16 protein-coding genes are annotated in these 20,629 nt (G+C 68.4%); 12 read left to right on the forward strand and 4 right to left on the reverse strand.

Going from position 1 to position 20,629, the window contains the following annotated elements; translation table 11 throughout:
• Positions 1-137: 137 nt before the first annotated feature.
• The 8 genes from EPO51_RS00075 to EPO51_RS00110 all read left to right on the forward strand — a co-directional run bounded on the left by EPO51_RS00075 (position 138) and on the right by EPO51_RS00110 (position 13,908).
• A complete protein-coding gene (locus tag EPO51_RS00075; RefSeq protein ID WP_293344694.1) occupies positions 138-872 on the forward strand; it encodes an IclR family transcriptional regulator in 735 nt (244 codons plus the stop codon).
• 139 nt (positions 873-1,011) lie between these two features.
• Entirely contained in the window at positions 1,012-3,924 is a 2,913-nt protein-coding gene (locus tag EPO51_RS00080) for a TonB-dependent receptor plug domain-containing protein (protein WP_293344696.1), read from the forward strand.
• A gap of 5 nt (positions 3,925-3,929) precedes the next feature.
• Positions 3,930-5,402, forward strand: coding sequence for an MmgE/PrpD family protein (locus EPO51_RS00085; RefSeq protein ID WP_293344698.1), 1,473 nt, complete (start codon positions 3,930-3,932; stop codon positions 5,400-5,402).
• Complete coding sequence (locus tag EPO51_RS00090; RefSeq protein WP_293344700.1) at positions 5,402-6,148, forward strand: IclR family transcriptional regulator; 747 nt, start codon at positions 5,402-5,404, stop codon at positions 6,146-6,148. The genes EPO51_RS00085 and EPO51_RS00090 overlap by 1 nt, the downstream gene beginning before the upstream one ends.
• Before the next feature lie 137 nt (positions 6,149-6,285).
• A complete protein-coding gene (locus EPO51_RS00095; RefSeq protein ID WP_293344702.1) occupies positions 6,286-9,207 on the forward strand; it encodes a TonB-dependent receptor domain-containing protein in 2,922 nt (973 codons plus the stop codon).
• 26 nt (positions 9,208-9,233) lie between these two features.
• Positions 9,234-10,847 carry a carboxylesterase/lipase family protein gene (locus EPO51_RS00100; protein ID WP_293344704.1) on the forward strand — a complete coding sequence of 538 codons (1,614 nt, stop codon included), beginning with the start codon at positions 9,234-9,236 and terminating at the stop codon, positions 10,845-10,847.
• Between the two features lie 20 nt (positions 10,848-10,867).
• The gene (locus EPO51_RS00105) at positions 10,868-12,481 is read left to right on the forward strand and encodes a carboxylesterase/lipase family protein (protein ID WP_293344706.1); all 1,614 of its coding nucleotides are present in this window, start codon (positions 10,868-10,870) and stop codon (positions 12,479-12,481) included.
• Between the two features lie 833 nt (positions 12,482-13,314).
• Positions 13,315-13,908, forward strand: coding sequence for a hypothetical protein (locus EPO51_RS00110; RefSeq protein ID WP_293344708.1), 594 nt, complete (start codon positions 13,315-13,317; stop codon positions 13,906-13,908).
• A 3-nt stretch (positions 13,909-13,911) separates the two neighbouring features.
• Here EPO51_RS00110 and EPO51_RS00115 read toward each other — a convergent pair whose 3' ends face one another.
• On the reverse strand, positions 13,912-14,322 hold the full coding sequence (locus tag EPO51_RS00115) for a CHRD domain-containing protein (RefSeq protein ID WP_293344710.1): 411 nt from the start codon (positions 14,320-14,322) through the stop codon (positions 13,912-13,914).
• Positions 14,323-14,418: 96 nt separating this feature from the next.
• Positions 14,419-15,696, reverse strand: coding sequence for a cytochrome P450 (locus EPO51_RS00120; protein WP_293344712.1), 1,278 nt, complete (start codon positions 15,694-15,696; stop codon positions 14,419-14,421).
• A gap of 144 nt (positions 15,697-15,840) precedes the next feature.
• On the opposite strand from EPO51_RS00120, the gene EPO51_RS00125 reads away from it, so the two are divergent.
• Positions 15,841-16,314, forward strand: a complete 474-nt coding sequence (locus EPO51_RS00125) for a GFA family protein (RefSeq protein WP_293344714.1) — start codon at positions 15,841-15,843, stop codon at positions 16,312-16,314.
• A 98-nt stretch (positions 16,315-16,412) separates the two neighbouring features.
• A complete protein-coding gene (locus EPO51_RS00130; RefSeq protein WP_293344716.1) occupies positions 16,413-17,513 on the forward strand; it encodes an NADH:flavin oxidoreductase in 1,101 nt (366 codons plus the stop codon).
• A 160-nt stretch (positions 17,514-17,673) separates the two neighbouring features.
• Here EPO51_RS00130 and EPO51_RS00135 read toward each other — a convergent pair whose 3' ends face one another.
• On the reverse strand, positions 17,674-18,585 hold the full coding sequence (locus tag EPO51_RS00135) for an SMP-30/gluconolactonase/LRE family protein (protein ID WP_293344718.1): 912 nt from the start codon (positions 18,583-18,585) through the stop codon (positions 17,674-17,676).
• A gap of 75 nt (positions 18,586-18,660) precedes the next feature.
• Positions 18,661-19,179 (reverse strand): dihydrofolate reductase, encoded by a 519-nt coding sequence (locus EPO51_RS00140; RefSeq protein WP_293344720.1) that lies wholly within the window; start codon positions 19,177-19,179, stop codon positions 18,661-18,663.
• Between the two features lie 72 nt (positions 19,180-19,251).
• Here EPO51_RS00140 and EPO51_RS00145 point away from each other — a divergent pair, with 72 nt between their 5' ends.
• Together EPO51_RS00145 and EPO51_RS00150 are read left to right on the forward strand one after the other, a co-directional pair.
• Positions 19,252-20,193, forward strand: coding sequence for a cation diffusion facilitator family transporter (locus tag EPO51_RS00145; protein WP_293344722.1), 942 nt, complete (start codon positions 19,252-19,254; stop codon positions 20,191-20,193).
• 56 nt (positions 20,194-20,249) lie between these two features.
• The gene (locus tag EPO51_RS00150) at positions 20,250-20,627 is read left to right on the forward strand and encodes a VOC family protein (RefSeq protein WP_293344724.1); all 378 of its coding nucleotides are present in this window, start codon (positions 20,250-20,252) and stop codon (positions 20,625-20,627) included.
• Positions 20,628-20,629 lie beyond the last annotated feature (2 nt).

A 20,629-nucleotide genomic window follows, 5' to 3' on the forward strand; every position in this document is an offset into this window, starting at 1 on the left:
TCCCTGGTGTTCCGTGTGACGGAACGTTATTCCGTTTATTGTCTGGCCCTGGAGGGATCGTTGTCAACGGCCGGCGATCAATTGCTCGCCGAGGCCGCGCCGCCTAGGTTGCTGCGGGACGGACGAGGGAGCCTGGATTGGATCGAGCGGTATTGAGGGCGTTCCAGATCCTGGAGGCGGTGTCGCGCGCCCGGGACCCGGTCCGGCTCTCGTCGATCGCCACCGACCTGGACCTCCAGAAGAGCACCGTCCACCGCCTCCTGCAGACGCTGGCGGCGATGGGCTACGTCAGCCAGGAGCCGGAGACCGGCCGCTATCGAGCGACGCTGAAGACCTGGGAACTGGGATCGGGCGTCCTCAACGAACACCCTGTCAAACGCGCCGCCGCGCCGTTCCTGGAGGAATTGCACCGGCTCACCGGCGAGACCGTGAGCGTCATGGTGATGGCCGGTGACGACGTGCTTTACCTCGACAAGATCATCTCGCCTCGGCCCGTGCGGTTCACCACGCGCGCCGGCAGCCGGGTGGCGGCTCCCCTCACCGCCGGGGGCCAGGCGATGCTGGCGCTGGAGCCCGACGCGCGCGCCATCCTCGAGCGGGTCGCCGAGCGCTTGCGTGGCGAGCGGGAGATGGACGTCGAACTGCTGCTGGCCGCGCTCGAGACGGTGCGTATGCGTGGCTATGCCATGTCCCGCAACAACCCTGCGGTGGTCAGCATCGGCGGCGCGATCCTGGGGCAGGGCGGCCGGGCGGCCGGCGCCCTCTCGGTCTCGGCCCCGATCGAGCGGACCGACGCCGACAAGCAGGCCCTGATCATCGAATCGGTGCGGGTCACCTGCACGCGCATGGCCGAGACGCTCGGCCGCCTCTGACTCCCGATAGTCCGGAAATCCCGCGTCGACCACGCGCGGAGCGGCTTTGCGTTTCGTCAGTTGACACGACGTTCCGTCCTATAGAACCCTAGTGGGCATAGCGTGCCGCCTGACGGCGCAGCCAAAAACGGGGGACGGAATGCGCGCTTGGATCATGGGCGGAGCGTCGGTTGTGGCCTTGCTGGCCGGCGCGGCATCGGCGCAGGAAGCGGCGGACGTGCAGGAGGTCGTGGTCACCGGCTCGCGCATCGCGCGGACCGATTACGTCGCCGAGAGCCCGATCGTGACCGTGGGCGCCGCGGCGGTCGAAGCCCGCGGGCCGGCGACGCTCGAAAGCACCTTCAACCAGATGCCGCAGTTCGCGGCCAGCAACGCCAACAGCGGATCGAGCCCGGCGCGCCAGGGCCGCAACAACGCCAACCTCCGCGGCCTGGGCATCCAGCGCACCCTGGTCCTGCTGGACGGACGCCGGATGCAGCCGTCGGACGCGTTGGGCGCGATCGACCTGAACTCAATCACCCCGGCGCTGATCGAGAACGTCGAGGTGATCACCGGGGGCGCCTCGGCCGTCTACGGGTCCGACGCCATCGCCGGCGTGGTGAACTTCAAGCTGCGGAAAAACTTCTCTGGCCTGGAGCTCGACGCCCAGTACGGCGTGACCGACCGCGACGACGCCGGCGCGGTGTCGATATCCGCGACGATGGGCGGCAACTTCGACGAAGGCCGCGGGAACATGGTGGCGTCGCTCACCTATTACGACCGCAACCCGACCTTCCGCGCCAGCCGGCCGTTCTTCGAGCGTTCCGGGATCGCCAGCGCGCTACAGGGCGGGGCTATCGTCTCGAACGCGTCGAACCTGCCGACTCAGGCCGCCCTGAACAGCGTCTTCTCGCGATATGGATCGACGGCGTCGGCCGCGCGGAACGCGTCGTTCGGCGTCAACGCAGACGGTACGATCTTCACCACGGCCGCGCCGATCTTGAACCTGCGCTACCCGGAGGGCGAGCCCTACATCACAGAGGAAGGCCGGGTTGGATTTCCGCTGGGCAACACCTTGCCGCTGCAGACGCCGATCGAGCGCTACACGGCCTTCGTGCGCGGATCCTACGACCTGACCGAGAACATGGAGGCCTACCTCCAGTTCAACTACATGACCTATGACTCGGCCTACAGCCGCCCCGGCTGGTCCGCCGGCTCGACCGCGCCGCTCGCGCTTATCCCGGTCACCAATCCGTTCATCCCGGCCGACCTGCGGCCGATCCTGGCGTCGCGGCCAAACCCCGGCGCGCCGGTCAACTTCACCTTCAGCACCAGCCGCATCGGACGCACGGCCTATCAGTTCAACTACGACCTGATGGAGGCGCTGGTCGGGCTGAAGGGCAAGGTCCCCGGCCGCGATTGGACCTGGGACATCTACGGATCGTATGGCGAAACCGACGCCAGCGAGACGACGTCGGGCTGGGTCAATGTCCAGGCGTGGAACAGCTTGGTCAACGCCGCGGACGGCGGGGCCTCGATCTGCCCCGGCGGATTCAACCCGTTCCTGGCCCAGGCGCTGGAGACGACGCCCGGCCAGGAGGCCTGCTTCAACCACCTGAACCGCACACTGCACGAGGAGACGAAGTTCACGCAGCAGATCGTGGAAGGGTCGCTGCAGGGCAGCCTGTTCGACCTGCCGGCCGGTCGCGCGCGGTTCGCCGTGGGCGCCAGCTATCGCCGCGCGACCTACGACTATGCCCCGCCGGACGCGCGCGTGCGCGGCGAGGTCTGGCCGGTGCAGGCCACGGGTCCGTCGGACGGCTCGTACAACGTCAAGGAGGGGTTCGCGGAGCTGTATCTGCCGCTGCTGCGCGACCTGCCGCTGGTCGACGAGTTGAACTTCGACGTCGCCTACCGCTTCTCCGACTACAACCTCGTGGGTTCGGTCCACACCTACAAGGCCAGCGCCGACTGGGCGCTCGCCAAGGGCGTCCGCTTCCGCGGCGGCTATCAGCGCGCCATCCGCGCGCCGAGCCTGGGCGAGCTATATGCGCCACCCGAACGGGCGTCGGCCGCCTTGGGGTCCACGGTCAGCGGGGCCGGCGACCCGTGCGACGTCGGCGGGCGCCTGCGCAATCCGGCGCTCAATCCGAACGCGGCGCGGGTGCGGGCGCTCTGCATCGCCCAGGGGGTGTCGCCGTCGATCATCGACATCTACCGTTTCGCCGGCAGCTCGGTGAGCGGGGTGGCCTCTGGCAACCTGGACCTGAAGGAAGAGACCGCCGACACCTGGACGGCCGGGCTGGTGTGGCAGAGCCGGTTCGAACAGCCCTTGCTTCGGCGGCTTTCGGCCTCGCTGGACTTCTACGATATCAAGGTGAAGGACGCGATTGGGGTGATCACCTCCAGCGTCGGCCTGACCCGCTGCTTCAACGCCGACGGCCGGTCCAACCCCAACTACGACCCGACCAACGACTTCTGCCAGCTGACCACGCGCAACACGAACGGCGGCATCGAGACCCAGGTCCAGCCGACCCTGAACCTGGCCGCCTATGAGGTCTCGGGGCTCGATTTCCAGACCGACTGGGGTTTCGACCTTGAGGACGTGGGCCTGGGCTACCGGGGCGCCCTGAGCTTCAACCTCGTGGTCTCGCGTCTGCTGCACTACAAGATCCAGAACCTGGAAGGCGCGCCGTTCCTCGACTACGCCGGCACGATCGGCAACGCCCAGATCGACGCGGGCGCCATCGGCTTTCCCGACTGGAAGGTCGCGGCCAGCGCGACCTACGCCTACGGCCCGGCGACGGCGACCCTGAGCTACCGCTGGTACGACTCCATGACCCACGCGTCGGACGTCGGCATCGCCAACGGGACCCAGCCGGGCGTGAAGGATCGGCAGTACGTCGACCTGACCGGCACGTGGCGTCTCGACAAGAAAACCATATTCCGCGCCGGCGTCCTGAACCTGTTCGACGTGGCGCCGCCAGTATGGACGGGGGCGGGGGCGACCGACCTAGGCCTCTACGACCTGCTGCAGCGCCGCTACTTCGTCGGCGTGAAGCGGAGCTTCTGACGATGATGGATCGCCGCCAAGCCCTCCTTGCCGCGTTGGCGGCGGGGGGCGCGGCCTGGGCGCCCGGCCTTCCCGGGGCCGCCCAGGACCGCGCGCCGGGGGTGTCGCCCAAGGTGACGGCCCCGCTCAGCGCCTTCATCGCCGGGTCCCAGTCGATGCCGATCCCCGAAGAGATCCTCGATCTCGGCCGGCGGCATATCCTGGACACCCTGGCCTCGGTGGTGGCCTGCAGGGACCTGGAGCCCTCGACCCTGGCCCGGAACTACGCCCTTGCGCAGAGCGGCGACGCCCGCCGATCCGCCGCGACCATTCTGGGGACCCGTCAGCGCGCCGCCCTGGTCGACGCGGTGTTCGCCAGCGCGATGACCGCCCACGGCGCCGAGATCAACGACTTCATTCCTTCGGCCTTCGTGCAGCCTGGCCCCTCGATCGTCAGCGCCGCCGTCGCCCTTGCGGAGCAGAGGCGCAAGTCCGGCGCGGCCGTGCTGCGGGCGGTCCTCACCGGCTACGAACTGGCGGGCCGGGTGCCGAAGGCGCTCGGCAACGAGAACCTTCGCCGCGCCAACATCGCCAATCATGGGATCGGTCCCGTGTTCGGGACCGCCGCCGCCGCCGCCTCGATCCTCGGCTTGCCGCAGGACCGGATCAGCGACCTGCTGACCTATTGCGCGCAACAGGCGTCCGGCTCCTGGCAGTGGATGCTGGACGTCGAGCACATCGAGAAGTCGTTCGTGTTCGCCGGCATGGGCGCGCGCGCCGGCCTGCAGGCGGCCTTGTTCGTGGAGCAGGGATTTCGCGGGGTGCGCGACAGCTTCGACAACCCGGCGGGCTGGATGAACTCGGCCATCTTCACCGGTCGGGACGCCAACCGCGCCTACCTCATCGAGCAGCTCGGCCAGCGCTGGGAGATGCACGAGACCGCCTACAAGCGCTATCCGGTCGGCGGGCCCACGCAGCCCGCCGTTCACGGCCTGCTGCAGCTGCTGCCAAAGATCGACCGGAACGCGGTCGCCAGCGTGAAGATCGCCATGCCCGGCCGCTGGCAGGCGTTCCGCGACGCCGAGATGCCGGCGCTCAACTTGCGCTACCTCACGGCCATCATCCTGATCGACGGCCGCCTGGACTTCGTGTCGGCCCAGTCGCTGGCGCGGATGCACGGTGACGCCGCCGCCAAGGCGCTGATGACCCGGGTCGACGTGGTCCATGACCCCGCGCAGGAGCACGAACCGGGAGCCGCTCGCACCGAATCGGCTCGGGTGGAGGTGACGCACATCGACGGTCGACGGGTCGAAATCTTCGTCCCCTACGTGGTGGGCTTCCCGTCGCACCCGATGTCCAAGGCCGATGTCGAGGCCAAGGCCCTGGAGCTGATGACGCCGCGCCTGGGCAAGGCGAGGGCGCAAGAGGTCGTGGCGCGGGTCTGGGATATCGACCACCTAGCCGACGGCGGCCGCCTGGCGTCGCTGATCGCCACCTGATGCGTCCCGTACAGACCGCGCTGGCGGTGATCGAGGCGATCGGACGAAGACAACCCGCGGGCGTTTCCGAGCTGGCGCGCGCGCTGGATCTTCCGAAGTCCACCGTGCAGCGGACTTTGCGCGCGCTGGAGCAGGCCGGCTGGATCCAGGCGGTGGCGGGCGAGCGCGGCGTCTGGGCCCTGTCGCTGCAGGCCGGCCTGGCCGTCGGCCGCGCCGACTTCGCCACCCGCAAGCTGCGCACGGCCGCGATGCCGGTGATGGAGGAGCTGCGCCGCCGCACCAGCGAGTCCATCTATCTCGCCGTTCGCCACCAGCGGAAGATCGCCCTGGTCGAGCGCCTGGACGGGCTCAATCCCGCCGTCCACGCATGGCCGCTCTGGCAGGCCGGGCCGATGCACGCCACGTCCTTGGGCAAGGCGATCCTCGCCATGCTGAGCGAACCCGAGGTGGACGACTACCTGTCCCACCCGCTGCGGCAGGTCACCAATCGGACCGAGACCGATCCCACCCGGCTGCGGGAGGAACTGAAGGCCACCCGACAGCGCGGCTTCGCGGTCACGTTCCAGACCAACTGGCCGGGCGAGAATGGCGTGGGCGCCGCCATTCGGGACAGCCGGGGCGGGCCGTTCGCGGCGATCTCCATCTCGGCGCCGGTCGAGCGGGTCAACGAGAGCAAGTGCCTGGAGCTGGGCGAGCTGCTCATGGACGCCGCCCGGCGCATCAGTCTGGGCCTCGCGCGCCAATGAGCAGCCCGATCCTCCAGCCCAACGCATCGCAAAGTCGAAAAACAAGCAAGCTTGCTGGCTTGTTATTTTGCGGCCATGGTCGCGTCAACGAGCTGCGGCGCGCACGACCGCGCCGCGCCATCCAGGGGAGAGACGCCGTGATTCAAGCGGGCAGGGCGCTGCTTTGCGCCACCACGGCCATGGTCATCCTGACGCCGCCCGGCGTCGCCTCGGCCCAGGCCGCGGGGCCATCGGCGACCGACGTCCAGGAAGTCGAACAGGTCATGGTCACCGGTTCGCGGATCGCACGCAAGGACTACGTCGCCGAGAGCCCCATCGTCACAGTGAGCAATGAGGTCATCCAGGCCGCGGGACCGGCCTCGATCGAGCAGACCCTCAACACGCTTCCCCAGTTCGCCGCAACCTCGGGCGCCAGCAGCGCGAACACCGGCCTGGGCGGACGGGCCAATGCGAACCTCCGAGGCCTGGGCATCACGCGAACGCTGGTGCTGTTGGATGGGCGGCGCATGCAGCCCTCCGACCCCCTGGGCGCCATCGACCTCAACACCATCTCCTCCGCCCTGGTGTCCGGCGTCGAAGTCATCACCGGCGGCGCCTCCGCGATCTATGGCTCCGACGCCATCGCCGGCGTGGTCAACTTCAAGCTCAAGAAGAACTTCAGCGGGCTGGAGCTGGACGCCCAGTACGGCCAGACCGAGCGCGGGGACGGCGAGACGCTGGAACTGGCCGCGACGATGGGCGGAGTCTTCGCCGAGGGGCGGGGCAGCGGCGTGCTCTCGGTGTCCTACATGGACCGAAAGCATGTGGAGCGCGGCGGCCGGCCGTTCTTCCGGGACGGCGGCATCGCGGCCGTCCTGCCTAGCGGCGCAATCATCTCCGACGCGGCCAACCTGCCGAGCCAGGCGGCGATCAGTTCGGTCTTCCGCGGCTACGGGATCACCGCCACGGTCCCCACCAACAGCCGCTACAGCGTCAATCCCGACGGCACGCTCTTCACCACCACGACGCCGATCGTGAACTTCCGGTGGCCGGACAGCGAGCCCTACATCATCATCAATGGACAGGTCGGAAATCCGACCGGCGAGTTCTCGCCCCTGCAACAGCCGCTGAAGCGGATGGTGGTGTTCAGCCGCGGCTCTTACGAGCTAACCGACGACATCGAGGCCTACGGCCAGTTCAACTACACCCACTACACCGCCAACGTTCAGCGGTTCGGCGTCAACTCGGCCACGGTGCGCGACGTCTATCTGCCGGTCACCAACCCGTTCCTACCCGCCGACCTGCGGACTATCATCGCCTCGCGGCCGCGCCCCAACGAGCCGCTGCTGATCTACTTCAACCAGGGGCGCTTCGCCCGCGAGGAGTATGAGCAGACCTACAACGTCGGCCAGGTGCTGGGCGGCTTCACGGGCAAGCTGGCCGCCATCGACGGCAGCTGGGACGTCTATGCGTCGTTCGGCCGGACGGAGCAGAACCAGACGCGCTCGGGCTATGTGGATCGTGCGGCCTACCTCTCACTGGTGAACGCCGCGGATGGCGGGGCCAGCATCTGCCAGGGCGGCCTCAATCCCCTGGCTCTCGCGCCGCCGTCGGAGGCTTGTCTCAACTATCTGGTCCGCGAGATCCACGAGACCAGCACCTTCCAGCAGAAGGTGGTGGAAGGCTCCCTGCAGGGCCGCCTGTTCCAGCTGCCGGCCGGCGACGTGCGCTTCGCCGCGGGGGCGAGCTACCGGAAGAACAGCTACGACTTCAATCCCGACGCCCAGCGGGTCAACGCGACGGTCCTGGGCGTCGCACTGACCCGTCCGACCAACGGCTCGGTGACGACCAAGGAGCTTTTCGGCGAGGTTCTGATCCCGGTGCTCCGCGATCTGCCCCTCGTCCGCAGCCTGAACCTGGACCTAGCCTACCGCTATTCCGACTACGACACGGTCGGCGGCGTGCAGACCTACAAGGCCAGTGGCGACTGGGAGCTCACCGAGTGGCTCCGGGCCCGCGGCGGCTACCAGCGCGCGATCCGCGCGCCGTCGGTGGGCGAACTGTACCAGCCCAGCGAGCAGGCCTCGGCCACCGTCGGACGCACCGCGGCGGGGCAGGGAGATCCCTGCGACATCACCAGCGTCTACCGCACCGGCCCCAACGCCGCCCGCATCCGCGCGCTCTGCATCGCCAACGGCGTGCCGGCGACGGTGATCGACAACCATCGGTTCACCGGCAGCGCCGTGTCGGCGTTCGTCTCCGGAAACCTCAATCTGAAGGAGGAGGTCGCCGACACCTACACGGCCGGCCTTGTCTTCCGCCCCAGCGCGCAGATCCCCTTCATCCACGGGCTGTCGGCGTCGGCGGACTACTACAATATCAGCATCAGCAATGCGATCGGACTGATCACCGGCGACGTCATCGTCCGGCGCTGCTTCAACGGCGACGGCTCGAACCCGAACTACGATCCTAGCAACTACTACTGCGGCTTGATCAACCGCAGCGCCTCGGGCGCCTTTGCGACGATGACTACGCCGCTACTGAACCTGGCCGGCTACAAGACGTCCGGCATCGACTTTCAGCTGGACGCCTCGACACGCGCCGAGGACTACGGCCTCGACGATCGCTTCGGCGAGCTCAGCATCAACTTCGTGCTGTCCTATGTCGACAGCTACAAGATCCAGAGCCTCGCGGGCGCGGCGTTCTTCGACTACGCCGGCACGATCGGCAATGCGCAGATCAGCGCCGACGCGATCTCCCATCCCCGATGGAAGGCGGCGACCACGCTGGACTATCGGGTGGCCGACGCGCGGGTGGCGCTGCGGTGGCGCTGGATCGACTCCATGGGCAATTCCGGAAACGTCGGCGCCACCAACGCCACGGCGCCTGGGGTGAAGGCCCGCAACTACTTCGACCTCACCGGCCGCTACCGGCTGAGCGAGGCGGTGGAGTTCCGCGCCGGCGTCCTCAACCTGACCGACAAGGCGCCGCCCGAATGGACGGGCGAAGGGGCTACCGATTTCGCGATCTACGATGTGCTGGGCCGCCGGTTCTACGCCGGCGTGAACCTGAGGTTCTGATCACGGCACGGCTGGAGAACAAGGACATGATCCACCGACGCGGTTTGATGGCGATGGGCGGCGGGACCCTGCTCGGAGCGGCGCTGGCGGGACCCGGCCGGGCGACCGAGCGTGACCTGTTTCCGATCGTGGAGACGACGGAGGGCAAGGTCCGGGGCCTGATGTCGGGTGGCATCGCCGTCTTCAAGGGCCTGCGCTATGGCGCCAGCACGGCGGGGCCCAACCGCTTCCGGCCGCCCCAGCCGGTGGTTCCCTGGAAGGGCGTTCGCGACGCACTGGACTACGGCAACATCGCGCCGCAGGTGCCGGGCGACCGACGCCGCGACTATGCCGATCTGATCTTCAACGACGTGCAGCCCGGCGGCATGGGCGAGGACTGTCTTGTCCTGAACCTCTGGACGCCGTCGCCCACGGACCGCGGCAAGCGGCCGGTGCTGGTGCGCTTCCATGGCGGCGGCTTCTATGCGGGCTCCAGCAATTCGCCCGGCAGCGATGGGGAAATGCTGTCGCGCTTCGGCGACTGCGTGGTGGTGACGGTGAACCACCGGCTGAGCGCCTTTGGCTATCTGCACCTGGGCGACACGGGACCGTTCGCCGACTCCGGCGCGGCCGGAATGCAGGACCTGGTCGCGGCGCTGAGGTGGGTGTCGCGCAACGCCGAGGCGTTTGGCGGCGATCCGAAACGGGTGCTGATCTTCGGCCAGTCCGGCGGCGGCGCGAAGGTCAGCCACATGCTGGCCATGCCTACCGCCACCGGGCTCTACACCAGCGCCGGCGTGATGAGCGGCTCGCGCCTGGTCGCGCAGACGCGCGACGAGGCGGCCGAGATTTCGGGCAAGCTGCTCAAGCGTTTGGGGCTTCGCAAGGATCAGATCCGCGAGCTGCAGGCCGTGCCGTTCTCGACCCTTCTGTCCGCCCAGGCCGATCTGGAAGCCGGTGACAGGGCCAAGGGCGAAGCCCCGCGTTCGTTCTCGCCGGTCCTGGGCGCCACGATCCCGCACCACCCGTTCACGCCGGGCGCGCCGCCTGAATCGAAATCGATCCCCATCATCGTCAGCACGACCCTGGACGAGCGGACCTATCGGGAATCCAACTTCGACCAGACATGGGCCGGCGTCGAGGCGCGGCTCAAGGCGAGCGTCGGCAACGACGCGGCCGCTGTGCTGGCCGCGTATCGCGACGACGATCCCAAGGCGACGCCCTATCTTATCCAGGCGCGCTTCATCACCGATCAGACGTTCCGGCGAAACGCGACCATCCTCGCCAGTCGAAAGGCGCAGGCCGGCGGCGCGCCGGTCTGGAGCTATCTTTGGGAGGCGCCCAGCCCGGCCTACGGCGGCCGCTACGGCGCGCCGCATGCGGTCGATGTGCCGGCCTCGATGCATGACATCCGCATGCCGCTGGCCGGACCGACAGCGGACAACCGCCGGCTGGCCGACGAGCTGGCCTCGGCCTGGATCGCGCTGGCCGCCAAGGGCGATCCGAACAATCCGAAGACGCCGCGCTGGCCCGCGTACGACACCGCCAAGCGCACCACGATGGTGTTCGGCGAGACCTCGAAGGCGGTGGACGATCCGCGCGGCCGGTTCCGCGAGATGTGGGATCGTTACGCCGCCAAGTCGAAGCCCGACGAAGCCTGAACCGTTCAAAGGAACCGACCATGAGCCAAACGGACCTGACCCGCCGCTTCGTCTTGGGCGCCGGCGGTGTCTGGCTGGCGGCGTCCGCCACGTCGGCCTTCGGCGCCGGCGCCAGCCCGGTGGTCGAAACGACCGCGGGCAAGGTGCGTGGCGCTGACTCCGGCGGCGTGAAGGTCTTCAAGGCCATCCCCTATGGCGATGACACCTCGGGCGCGAACCGCTTCATGCCGCCGAAGCCGCCTAAGCCCTGGGCGGGGGTGCGCGACTGCCTCCAGTACGGCCCCAAGGCGCCGCAGAACGGCCGCGCGGAGAGCGCGCCGCAGCTGCTGCCCAATCTGTACGGCGAGCGCGGCGAGCCGCAGAGCGAGGACTGCCTGGTCCTCAACATCTGGACGCCGGCGCTGGACGACCGCAAGCGCCCGGTGATGTTCTGGATCCACGGCGGCGGCTTCACCAGCGGCTCCGGCGCCTCGCCCTGGTACGACGGGACCAATGTCGCGCGGAAGCAGGACGTCGTGGTGGTGACCATCAACCATCGACTGAACGTCTTTGGCTACGCCCATCTGGGGGCCTTCGACCCTCGCTTCGCCGACAGCTCCAATTGCGGCACACTGGACTGCGTCGCCGCGCTCAAGTGGGTGCGGGAGAACATCGGGCGGTTCGGCGGCGACCCGGGCCGGGTCCTGGTCCATGGCCAGAGCGGCGGCGGCCGCAAGACCACCATGGTGATGACGACGACCCCGGCGCAGGGGCTCTATCATCGCGCCATCATCCAGAGTGGGTCGCAGTTGCGCGTGGATTCTCCCGAGACCGGCGCGGCCAAGACGCGGCGGCTGCTGGACATCCTGGGCATCGCGCCCGCCGACGCGGCCAAGCTGCAGACCGTCCCGCTCGAAACGCTGCAGGCGGCCCAGATCAAGGCCACCGGCGGCGCGCAATGGATGCCGGTGGCCGGTACGCCCAGCCTGCCGGCGCAGCCGTTCGACGGCGCCGCGCCGACCATGTCCCGCGGCGTCCCGGTGATGGTGGGGACCACGCGCACCGAGCAGTCCGGCTTCCTTGGCCGCGACCCGGCCATCGACAGCCTGTCGGACGAGGGTCTGAAGGCGCGGTTGAACACCGTGCAGAGCGGTCAGGGCGAGCGCCTGTTCGAGACCTACAACCGCCTCTATCCCAAGAGCTCGAACGCCGAGCGGCTCTACATGGCGGCCACAGACCGCAGCTATTTTCTGGACTCGACCATCCTCGCGGCGCTGCGGGCCGGCGGGGGCGGGGCGCCTACCTACATGTACAGTTTCTACCGGGAGACCCCGGCCTTCGGAGGCCGCTATTTCTCGCCCCACGCCTTGGAGATTCCGTACCACTTCGACACCCTGGCGAAGGCGGAGATCATCGCCGGTCCGGTGACGCCGGGGTCCCAGGCGCTGGCCGATCGGGTCTCGGCGCTTTGGGCCAACTTCGCCCGCAATGGCGTGCCCTCCGCGCCGGGCATGCCGGACTGGAGGCCCTACGACAGCACATCGCGTCCTACCCTGATCATAGATGACCGTAGTCGGATGGAGGACGATCCGCGACGCGAGCAGCGGCGACTGATGCTGTCGTACGGCTCTCAGCAGAACGCCAACGGGCGCTAGCGTGAGACCAGATCGAGTAGAGACGTATCCGCCCTGACGGCTGCGCCCGAGCCTTTGTGACGCGGCCGCCGATCTATGCAAGCTCGACGCCGTCGCGACGCAACCTGGTCGCCATGGAGCCGAATTGGCTTCGATGGTGCGTCATACCCGGCGCCGTCTTCGTTGGCGACGAAGTTCGCGGTGGCGACGACGGCAATACAGGTGGGCTATCGTTGGACCATCGCGCTTCCGAGCAGCGGGTTGGAGCTCACTGGGCCGCTGCTGCAATTTCCTATGGCGTGGTCAAGCCGACCACGCGGTCGCGGCGTCCGGCCTGACCGTCTGTGCCGCTTGAAGTCCTGCACTTCGGAGAGCGGCGCGATCGTGCGTTGCGCACGGCTGCCGAACTGCTCAAGCAAGGCTTGCGCCTGCCGCGCCAAGCCGTTTGCACCCGAAGGCTGACCGACAGGATACCGTTGCTGAGCCGGACAGACCGCCGCCAGCGCCAAGCTCGAGTTCGTGTGGTCCAATGGCCCGCGCGACGTCGAGGCTTTCTACCTCGGGCCCGACGGCTCGTATTGGTTTGTCTCGAAAGACCGCAATGGGAGCGTCGAGGCCTCCCTGCGCTGGGAAACAGCGAGCGATCGGGTGCGATCCGATGAAAAACCTATCGCTGCCGGGACCTTTTTGGGACCTGGCAATAGCAATGCTTCGCGTCCATCGGAAAGTGCCATATAGATACAATAAGTTATGCGGGGTGGGCGGCTCGGCACAACATCATGGCGAAGATGATCCGGGGCCTGTAGGCCGTTCTTAAGACACGGGTTATAGCTGTGGGCGTCGTGGGAAAGCCGTTGAACAGCCTCCGCCTTGCAACCGCAGCCCTGGCCGCAGCGGTCCTGCTTGCCCCGGCCGCCGCCGAAGCGAAGATGTTCTATGTCCTCCAGTCCGGCCCCGACGCCTGGACCGTGATGGACCCCGACGCCATTGAAAAGACGCCCGGATCGCCGATACGCAAGGCTTGGTCGGTGCGCGTCCAGCGCAACATCCTGAGCGGCGACCCGCCCCAGCCCGGCTATGTGCGCACGCTGACGGAGTACGACTGCGACACCGAGCGCACGCGCTGGCGCGAGTTCTCGGCCTTCTCCAGGGCCGGCGGCCTGCTGGTCAACAAGGTCAATCCGCGGCCCGACTGGGGCTCGGCCATCGACGCCTATGACACCTATGTGGGCTATCGCATCATCTGCGAGGGCATCGGCGGTGGCTCGGTGGTCTCGGCCGACAGCGTGGCGAAGATCGTCATCAACCTGATGGGGTCCTGGGACCCGCCGGCGGGTGTGTTCGCTCCGATCGCGCCGCCGCCGACGCCGGCCTCGAAGACGCCGCCCGCCAAGGCGGCGCCTCCCAAGGCCGCGAAGCCGGCCGCGAAGCCGGCGTCCAAGCGTTAGGGTCTACTTCGCGAGCTGGCCGCGGATCGCGCCGCCGGGGAACTCGGCGTTGTGGACGTTGACGTAGTAGCCGGCCGGATTGGCCAGGATGTCCTTCACCACCGCCGCATCCACGGTCGCGCAACCCGAACTCTTGCCGGCCGCGTCGGGCTTGGTCAGGGGGACGACGGGGGGACCGGACGCGCCGGCCGCGCCCTTGTGGACGTGGGCCGCGGTGGCCGCGCCGATCTTCTCGACCATCAGGGTGTAGCAGACCTCGTTCTTCGCCGTATCGACCTTGAAGGTCGCGTGGCCGGCCCCGTCGGTGTCGGGCGAGCCCGCGCCGCCCAGGTGGGCCGACAGATCCTCGGCCAGGGCGGGGCTGGCGGCCAGGGCGGCCACGGCGAGCGCGGCGATGAAGGCGGATTTGTTCATAGGCGTATTCCTCCCAAGCCCCCCGGCTTCCGGGCGGATAGGAAGCCCAGCGGGCGCGGGCCGTCAACCGGCCGCGCCCGCTGGCGTCCGCCGATCTCAGTTCCGGGTCGGGATGATCACCGGCAGGTATTCGTAGCCCTTCACGAAGGACGAGAAGACCCGGCGCGGCGGACCCACGACATCGATCCGCGGGAAGCGCTTGAGGATTTCTTCCCAGATGATCTTGAGCTGGAGCTCGGCCAGGCGGTTGCCCACGCAGCGGTGGATGCCGAAGCCGAACGACAGGTGCTGGCGCACCCGCGGCCGCTCGATCCAGTAGTCGTTGGGCCGCTCGATCACTTCCTCGTCGCGGTTGCCCGAGACGTACCACATGGCGACCTTGTCGCCCTTCTTGATGGTCTTGCCGCCCAGTTCGACGTCCTCCAGCGCGGTGCGGCGCATGTAGGCCAGCGGCGTCTGCCAGCGGATGGTCTCGGAGACCATGGCCGGGATCAGGCTATGGTCGGAGCGCAGCAGCTTCTCCTGGTCCGGGTTCTGGCTCAGCGCCAGGATCGACCCCGAGATCGAGTTGCGGGTGGTGTCGTTGCCGCCGACGATCAGCAGGATCAGGTTCCCGAGGTATTCCATGCGGTCCATGTTCCGCGTGGACTCGCCGTGGGCCAGCATCGAGATCAGGTCGGGTTGCGGCGGGGCGTTCACCCGCTCGTTCCAGAGCCGCATGAAGTAGTCCACGCACTCGAACAGCTCCTGGCGGCGCTCTTGCTCGGCGATCTCGGGATCGGTGGAGCTGAACAGGCCGCTGTCCGGCGCCGCGGTCGCCACGTCCGACCAGCGGGTCAGCTTGCGGCGGTCCTCCCAGGGAAAGTCGAACAGGGTCGCCAAGGTCATGGTGGTCAGCTCGATGGAGACCTTGTCCACCCAATCGAACTGCTCGCCGATCGGCAGGCCGTCGAGGATCGCGCCGGCCCGCTCGCGGATGATCGGCTCCATCCGCATCAGGTTCGCCGGCGAGACGATGGGGCTCACCGTCTTGCGCTGCACGTCGTGCTTCGGCTGGTCCATGGCGATGAACATCGGCAGGGTGAAGTCTTCCGCCGGGTCGGGCAGCACGATCGTCGGCTCCGACGAGAAGCGCCCGTGGTCGGTATCGACCGCCATGATGTCATTGTACTTGGTGACCGACCAGTAGCCGCCCACATCTTCGAAACCCGACTCCGCCCAGTGGACCGGATCTTCCTTCCGCAACCGCTCGAAGTAGGGCCACATGGTGTCGGTCCGGAAGAGCTCCGGGTCGGCCACGTTGATCTGTTCGAGGGGCATCGAATAGGCTGCGTCGCGCGCCGCCCGCTTCACGTCGATCGAAGCGTCGTCCATGAGTCACCTCCTGGGTTACGGGTCTGCAGCGCCCGCATTCAGTCAAGTGAACGATGATCCCCTGCAGCCGGCGAGTCAAGAAAGGTGACGCTGGCGTCAACTTTTCAGGGCTGGAAAAATCGGAGGCCTGACGGAGGAGGAAGCATGAGCCAGCTTGAGGGTGGATGTGCGTGCGGCGCAGTGCGCTACCGGCTGAAGTCGGGGCCGATGTTCGTCCATTGCTGCCATTGCAGCGACTGCCAGCGGCAGGTGGGCAGCGCCTTCGTCATCAACGCGCTGATCGAAACCGATCGGATCGAGGTCCTGGCCGGCGAGATCGCGCCGACGGCCATGCCCACCGACAGCGGCCGTCCGCATCTGGTCTACCGCTGCACGGGGTGCGGGACCACGATCTGGTCCGACTACGGCGATCGCAAGGTGATGAGCTTCCTGCGCGCCACGACGCTGGACGACCGCGCGGCCTTGAGCCCGGACGTGCACATCTTCACCCGCAGCAAGCTGCCCTGGGTCGAGCTGCCGGACGGCGTCCGCGCCTACGACGTCTACTATGACATGCAGAAGGAATGGCCGGCCGAAAGCCTGGCGCGGCGCGAGGCGCTGCTGGGGCCGGGGCGGTGACGGATGAGCTTCCGGAAAAGCGGCCTTCAGGTTTTCTCCATGGCGCGACCCCCGCGTTCGGCTAAACAAGCGTTTAAATCGCTGCCTCAGGGGATCCCATGGCGTCCGACGTCCTCTTCACACCCTTCACCTTCAAGGGCCTGACCCTTCCGAACCGCATCGTCATGGCGCCGATGACGCGGTCCTTCTCGCCCGGCGGCATCGCGACGGACGATGTGGCGGCCTACTACCGCCGCCGCGCCGAGAACCAGGTGGGCCTGATCGTCACCGAGGGTACGGGCGTGAACCGGCCGGCCTCGCTCAACGACCCCAACATCCCGCGCTTCCACGGCGACGCCGAGCTGGCGGCCTGGGGCAAGGTCGCCGGAGAGGTCCATGCGGGCGGCGGCCTCATCGCGCCGCAGCTCTGGCACGTGGGCGCCGTGAAGTCCCGCAGCGAGGATTGGACGCCGCCGGGCCCGTACGACAGCCCCTCCGGCCTTTCGCGGCCGGACAAGAAGTTCGGCGAGCCGATGACCGACGCCGAGGTCGCCGACGCCATCCGCGCCTTCGCCGACGCGGCCGCTGAGGCCAAGCGTCTGGGCTTCGACGCCGTCGAACTGCACGGCGCCCACGGCTACCTGATCGACCAGTTCTTCTGGGAGGGGACCAACGTTCGCGAGGACGCTTATGGATCCGCCGACCTGCCCGGCCGGGCCCGTTTCGCCGCCGACATCCTGAAGGCCGTCCGCAAGGCGGTGGGGCCGGACTATCCGGTGATCATCCGCATCAGCCAGTGGAAGCAGCAGGACTACGAGGTGAAGCTGGCCCAGACGCCCAAGGCGCTGGAAGCCTGGCTGGGCGCCCTGGTCGAGGCCGGCGCCGACGTGCTGCACTGCTCGCAGCGGCGCTTCTGGGAGCCGGAGTTCGAAGGGTCCGACCTCAACTTCGCCGGCTGGGCCAAGAAGGTCACCGGCGTCCCCACGATCACCGTGGGCTCGGTGGGTCTTTCGGGCGAGTTCATCGCCGGGTTCGCCGGCGAACGCTCCGAACCTGCTTCGATCGAAGGCCTGGAGCGGATGCTGGACCGCGGCGACTTCGACATGGTCGCCGTCGGCCGCGCCCTGCTCCAGGACCCCGAATGGGTCGTGAAGATCCGCGAAGGCCGCCACGACGAGCTGTCGCCCTTCGACCGCAGCGTGATGGCGAAGCTGTACTAAGCGATCGCTCCTCCCCTGAACCGAAGAGTTCGGGGGAGGGGGACCACGAAGTGGTGGAGGGGGCACTAAGCCCCATGCTCCGAGCTTGAGGCCTTGCGCCCCCTCCGTCGGCTTCGCCGCCACCTCCCCCGCCGTCTGCGCGACGGGGGAGGAGCGCAGGTTACGCGTTGAAGTTCAGCTTCAGCCCGGGCCGCGGCCACTTCGCCCGATAGAGCTTTCCGGTCGAGGACGCCGTGATCCAGGCCGTGCGCATATCGGCCCCGCCGAAGCAGATATTGGTCACCACCAGGTCCGGCACCGGATAATGCTCGGTGGTCCCGCTGGGGTCGAAGGCGGTGATCCCACCGTTGATGATGGTGGCCACGCAGACCTTGCCGCCGGCCTCGACGGCCAGGCTGTCGAGCAGCTGGTAGTCCGGGAGGTTGCAGATCACCCGGCCGGGCGCGAAGCCCAGGCCTGGCGCCAGCACGCCGGTCTCGGCCACGTCGAAGCCCCACAGACGGCCCAGCATGGTGTCGGCGACATAGACCACCGTCTCGTCCGGCGAGAGGCCGATGCCGTTGGGCGAGATCAGGTGGCCGCGCTGCTGGCTGATGTGGCTGCCGTCGGTGCGGGCGTAGTAGACCGCGCCGTTCTTGCGGCCGTCGGGGGTCGAGCAGCCGTGGTCGGTGAACCAGAGGCCGCCCGACTTGTCGAAGACCAGGTCGTTGGGGCCGACGAGGCGCTTGCCGTCGCAGCTGTCGTAGACGGTGGTGAGCTTCCCCGACTTCAGGTCGTAGCGCTGGATCATGCCGCCGGTGTGCGACGGCGGCGTGGGGCCGGGGATGGTCAGGCCGCCGGTGTCCAGCCACTCGAACGAGCCGCCGTTGTTGGTGATCCAGATAGCGCCGTCCGGCCCGATCGCCGCCCCGTTGGGGCCACCGCCGGTCTCGACCACCGTCTCCTTGCCGCCGTCGGGCTTCACCCGGGTCAGCCGCTGGCCCTTGATCTCGGTGAGCATCACCGAGCCGTCGGCCATGGCGATCGGGCCCTCCGGAAACTCGAGGCCCTCGCAGATCAGTTCGATGTCCATCCTGCCCTCCCGTCTTCTCGTTGGGGGGACCATAGCGCGGCTTCGATGACGCGCCAGCGATGACCCAACGTCAGCTCAGCGCCGCTCCAGCACCCGCACGGTGAAGGGGTATTCGTCCACGTCGGAGGCCTCGTGGCGTTCGGAGCGGACCTCGGTCCAGCGGCTCTCGTCGATCGGGCTGAGGACCACGTCGCCCTCGACCTCGGCGTCGACCTCCGTGAGGTAGAGCCGCCGGGCCTTCTGCAGCGCCAGTTCGAAGAGCGAGGCGCCGCCGATCACGCAGACCTCGCTCGCGCCGTCCTCCTCGGCCTGCTCCTTGGCGATCGAGACCGCCTCGGCGAAGTCCTCGCAGACCACCGCGCCCTGGGGTTCGAACGAGCCGTCCCGGCTGAGCACGATGTTCATGCGGCCGATGAGGGGCTTCTTCGGCAGGCTCTCCCAGGTCTTGCGGCCCATGATCACCGGCTTGCCCATGGTCACCGCGCGGAAGATCGCCAGGTCGGATTTCAGGCGCCAGGGCAGGGCCCCGTCGCGGCCGATGACGCCGTTCTTGGCTCGGGCGATGGGACCGGCGGCGAGGATGACCTGGGACATGAGGCTTCCTAGCGTGTTGGCCCCATGTCACCAATCCGCGACGTGACCGTTCTCCGCGGCGGATGAGTGCGAATGGCAGGCGATTCCAAGTTCGCGATCTACGCGGCGGCGGCGGGCAACATGGCCATCGCGGTCAGCAAGTTCGTGGCGTTCCTGTTCACGGGCTCCTCGGCCATGCTGACCGAGGCGGTCCACTCGCTGGTGGACACCGGCAACCAGGGCCTGCTGCTGCTGGGGCTGAAGCGCGCCGCGCGGCCGCCGGATCCGGGCCATCCGTTCGGCCACGGGATGGAGCTCTATTTCTGGTCCTTCGTGGTCGCCCTGATGATCTTCGCCCTTGGCGGGGCGTTCTCGATCTACGAGGGGTTCCTGCGAGTCTTCCGGCCTGAGCCCATGGTGAGCCCCTGGATCAACTTCCTGGTCCTGGGCCTGGCCATCGGCTTCGAGGGAACCTCGTTCCTGGTGGCCTTCCGCGAGCATCGCCGGCGGCACGGCGGCCGCGGCAGGTTCCTGAGCTCCATCAAGTCCAGCAAGGACCCCAGCCTGTTCGCCGTGCTGCTGGAGGACGCCGGCGCGCTCGTCGGCCTGCTGATGGCCTTCGCCGGCGTGGCGGCCTCGTCGCTGCTGGGCTTCCACGCGGCGGACGGGATCGCCTCCATCGGCATCGGCCTGCTGCTGATCCTGATCGCGACGTTCATGGCCAACGAGACCCGCAGCCTGCTGACCGGCGAGGCCGCTTCTGCCGAGATCGTCGCGGACGTCCGCACGATCCTGGAAGGCGACCCCCGCGTGGTGCAGGTGATCGAGGTGCTGAGCCTGCACCTGGGGCCGGAGGAGATCCTGGTCGGCGTCACCATCGACTTCGACGACAACCTGCCGGGCGGGGGCGTCGAGGACGCCGCCAGCGAGCTCAGCGCCCGCATCCAGGCCGCCCAGCCCGCCATCACCCGCCTGTTCCTGCGGCCGGGCGAAAAGGTGGGAGAGGGGCGGAAGGTGGCGCCGGCGGTCGCCTGAGGCCTTGCGCCGGCCGGGCTCCGGGCCTTCGATACCGGGACCAGTGGAGTCCGCGAATGATCGCCTATTCGACCGTCGGCGTGAACGACATGGACCGCGCCATCCGGTTCTACGACGCCGTCTTCGCGCCGCTGGACGCCCGGCGCACCACCACCAGCCCGACCTGGACCGGCTACGCCCGTGACGGAGATCCGGCGCCGTTCTTCCTGACGCGGCCCTTCGACCGGCGCGACGCCACCGGCGGGAACGGGACGATGCTGGCGTTCCGGGTCCGCGACCGCGCCGCCGTTGACGCCTTCCACGCCGCGGCCCTCGCGCACGGCGGGTCCTGCGAGGGACCGCCAGGCGTTCGCGAAGGCATGGAGCCGGTGTTCTACGCCGCCTACGTCCGAGACCCGGACGGCGCCAAGCTGTGCGCGTTCGTGCGGAAGTGAGG

The organism is Phenylobacterium sp. (assembly GCF_004297125.1).
Classification (GTDB): Bacteria; Pseudomonadota; Alphaproteobacteria; order Caulobacterales; family Caulobacteraceae; genus Phenylobacterium.

What these genes read in the sequence shown, in the direction of transcription:
- EPO51_RS00130 (WP_293344716.1), top strand. Translation starts at nt 16,413, where the DNA reads ATGGCGTCCGACGTCCTCTTCACACCCTTCACCTTCAAGGGCCTGACC.
- EPO51_RS00090 (WP_293344700.1), top strand. Translation starts at nt 5,402, where the DNA reads ATGCGTCCCGTACAGACCGCGCTGGCGGTGATCGAGGCGATCGGACGA.
- EPO51_RS00140 (WP_293344720.1), bottom strand. Translation starts at nt 19,179, where the DNA reads ATGTCCCAGGTCATCCTCGCCGCCGGTCCCATCGCCCGAGCCAAGAAC.
- EPO51_RS00115 (WP_293344710.1), bottom strand. Translation starts at nt 14,322, where the DNA reads ATGAACAAATCCGCCTTCATCGCCGCGCTCGCCGTGGCCGCCCTGGCC.
- EPO51_RS00125 (WP_293344714.1), top strand. Translation starts at nt 15,841, where the DNA reads ATGAGCCAGCTTGAGGGTGGATGTGCGTGCGGCGCAGTGCGCTACCGG.
- EPO51_RS00150 (WP_293344724.1), top strand. Translation starts at nt 20,250, where the DNA reads ATGATCGCCTATTCGACCGTCGGCGTGAACGACATGGACCGCGCCATC.
- EPO51_RS00085 (WP_293344698.1), top strand. Translation starts at nt 3,930, where the DNA reads ATGGATCGCCGCCAAGCCCTCCTTGCCGCGTTGGCGGCGGGGGGCGCG.
- EPO51_RS00080 (WP_293344696.1), top strand. Translation starts at nt 1,012, where the DNA reads ATGCGCGCTTGGATCATGGGCGGAGCGTCGGTTGTGGCCTTGCTGGCC.
- EPO51_RS00135 (WP_293344718.1), bottom strand. Translation starts at nt 18,585, where the DNA reads ATGGACATCGAACTGATCTGCGAGGGCCTCGAGTTTCCGGAGGGCCCG.
- EPO51_RS00105 (WP_293344706.1), top strand. Translation starts at nt 10,868, where the DNA reads ATGAGCCAAACGGACCTGACCCGCCGCTTCGTCTTGGGCGCCGGCGGT.
- EPO51_RS00120 (WP_293344712.1), bottom strand. Translation starts at nt 15,696, where the DNA reads ATGGACGACGCTTCGATCGACGTGAAGCGGGCGGCGCGCGACGCAGCC.
- EPO51_RS00100 (WP_293344704.1), top strand. Translation starts at nt 9,234, where the DNA reads ATGATCCACCGACGCGGTTTGATGGCGATGGGCGGCGGGACCCTGCTC.
- EPO51_RS00145 (WP_293344722.1), top strand. Translation starts at nt 19,252, where the DNA reads ATGGCAGGCGATTCCAAGTTCGCGATCTACGCGGCGGCGGCGGGCAAC.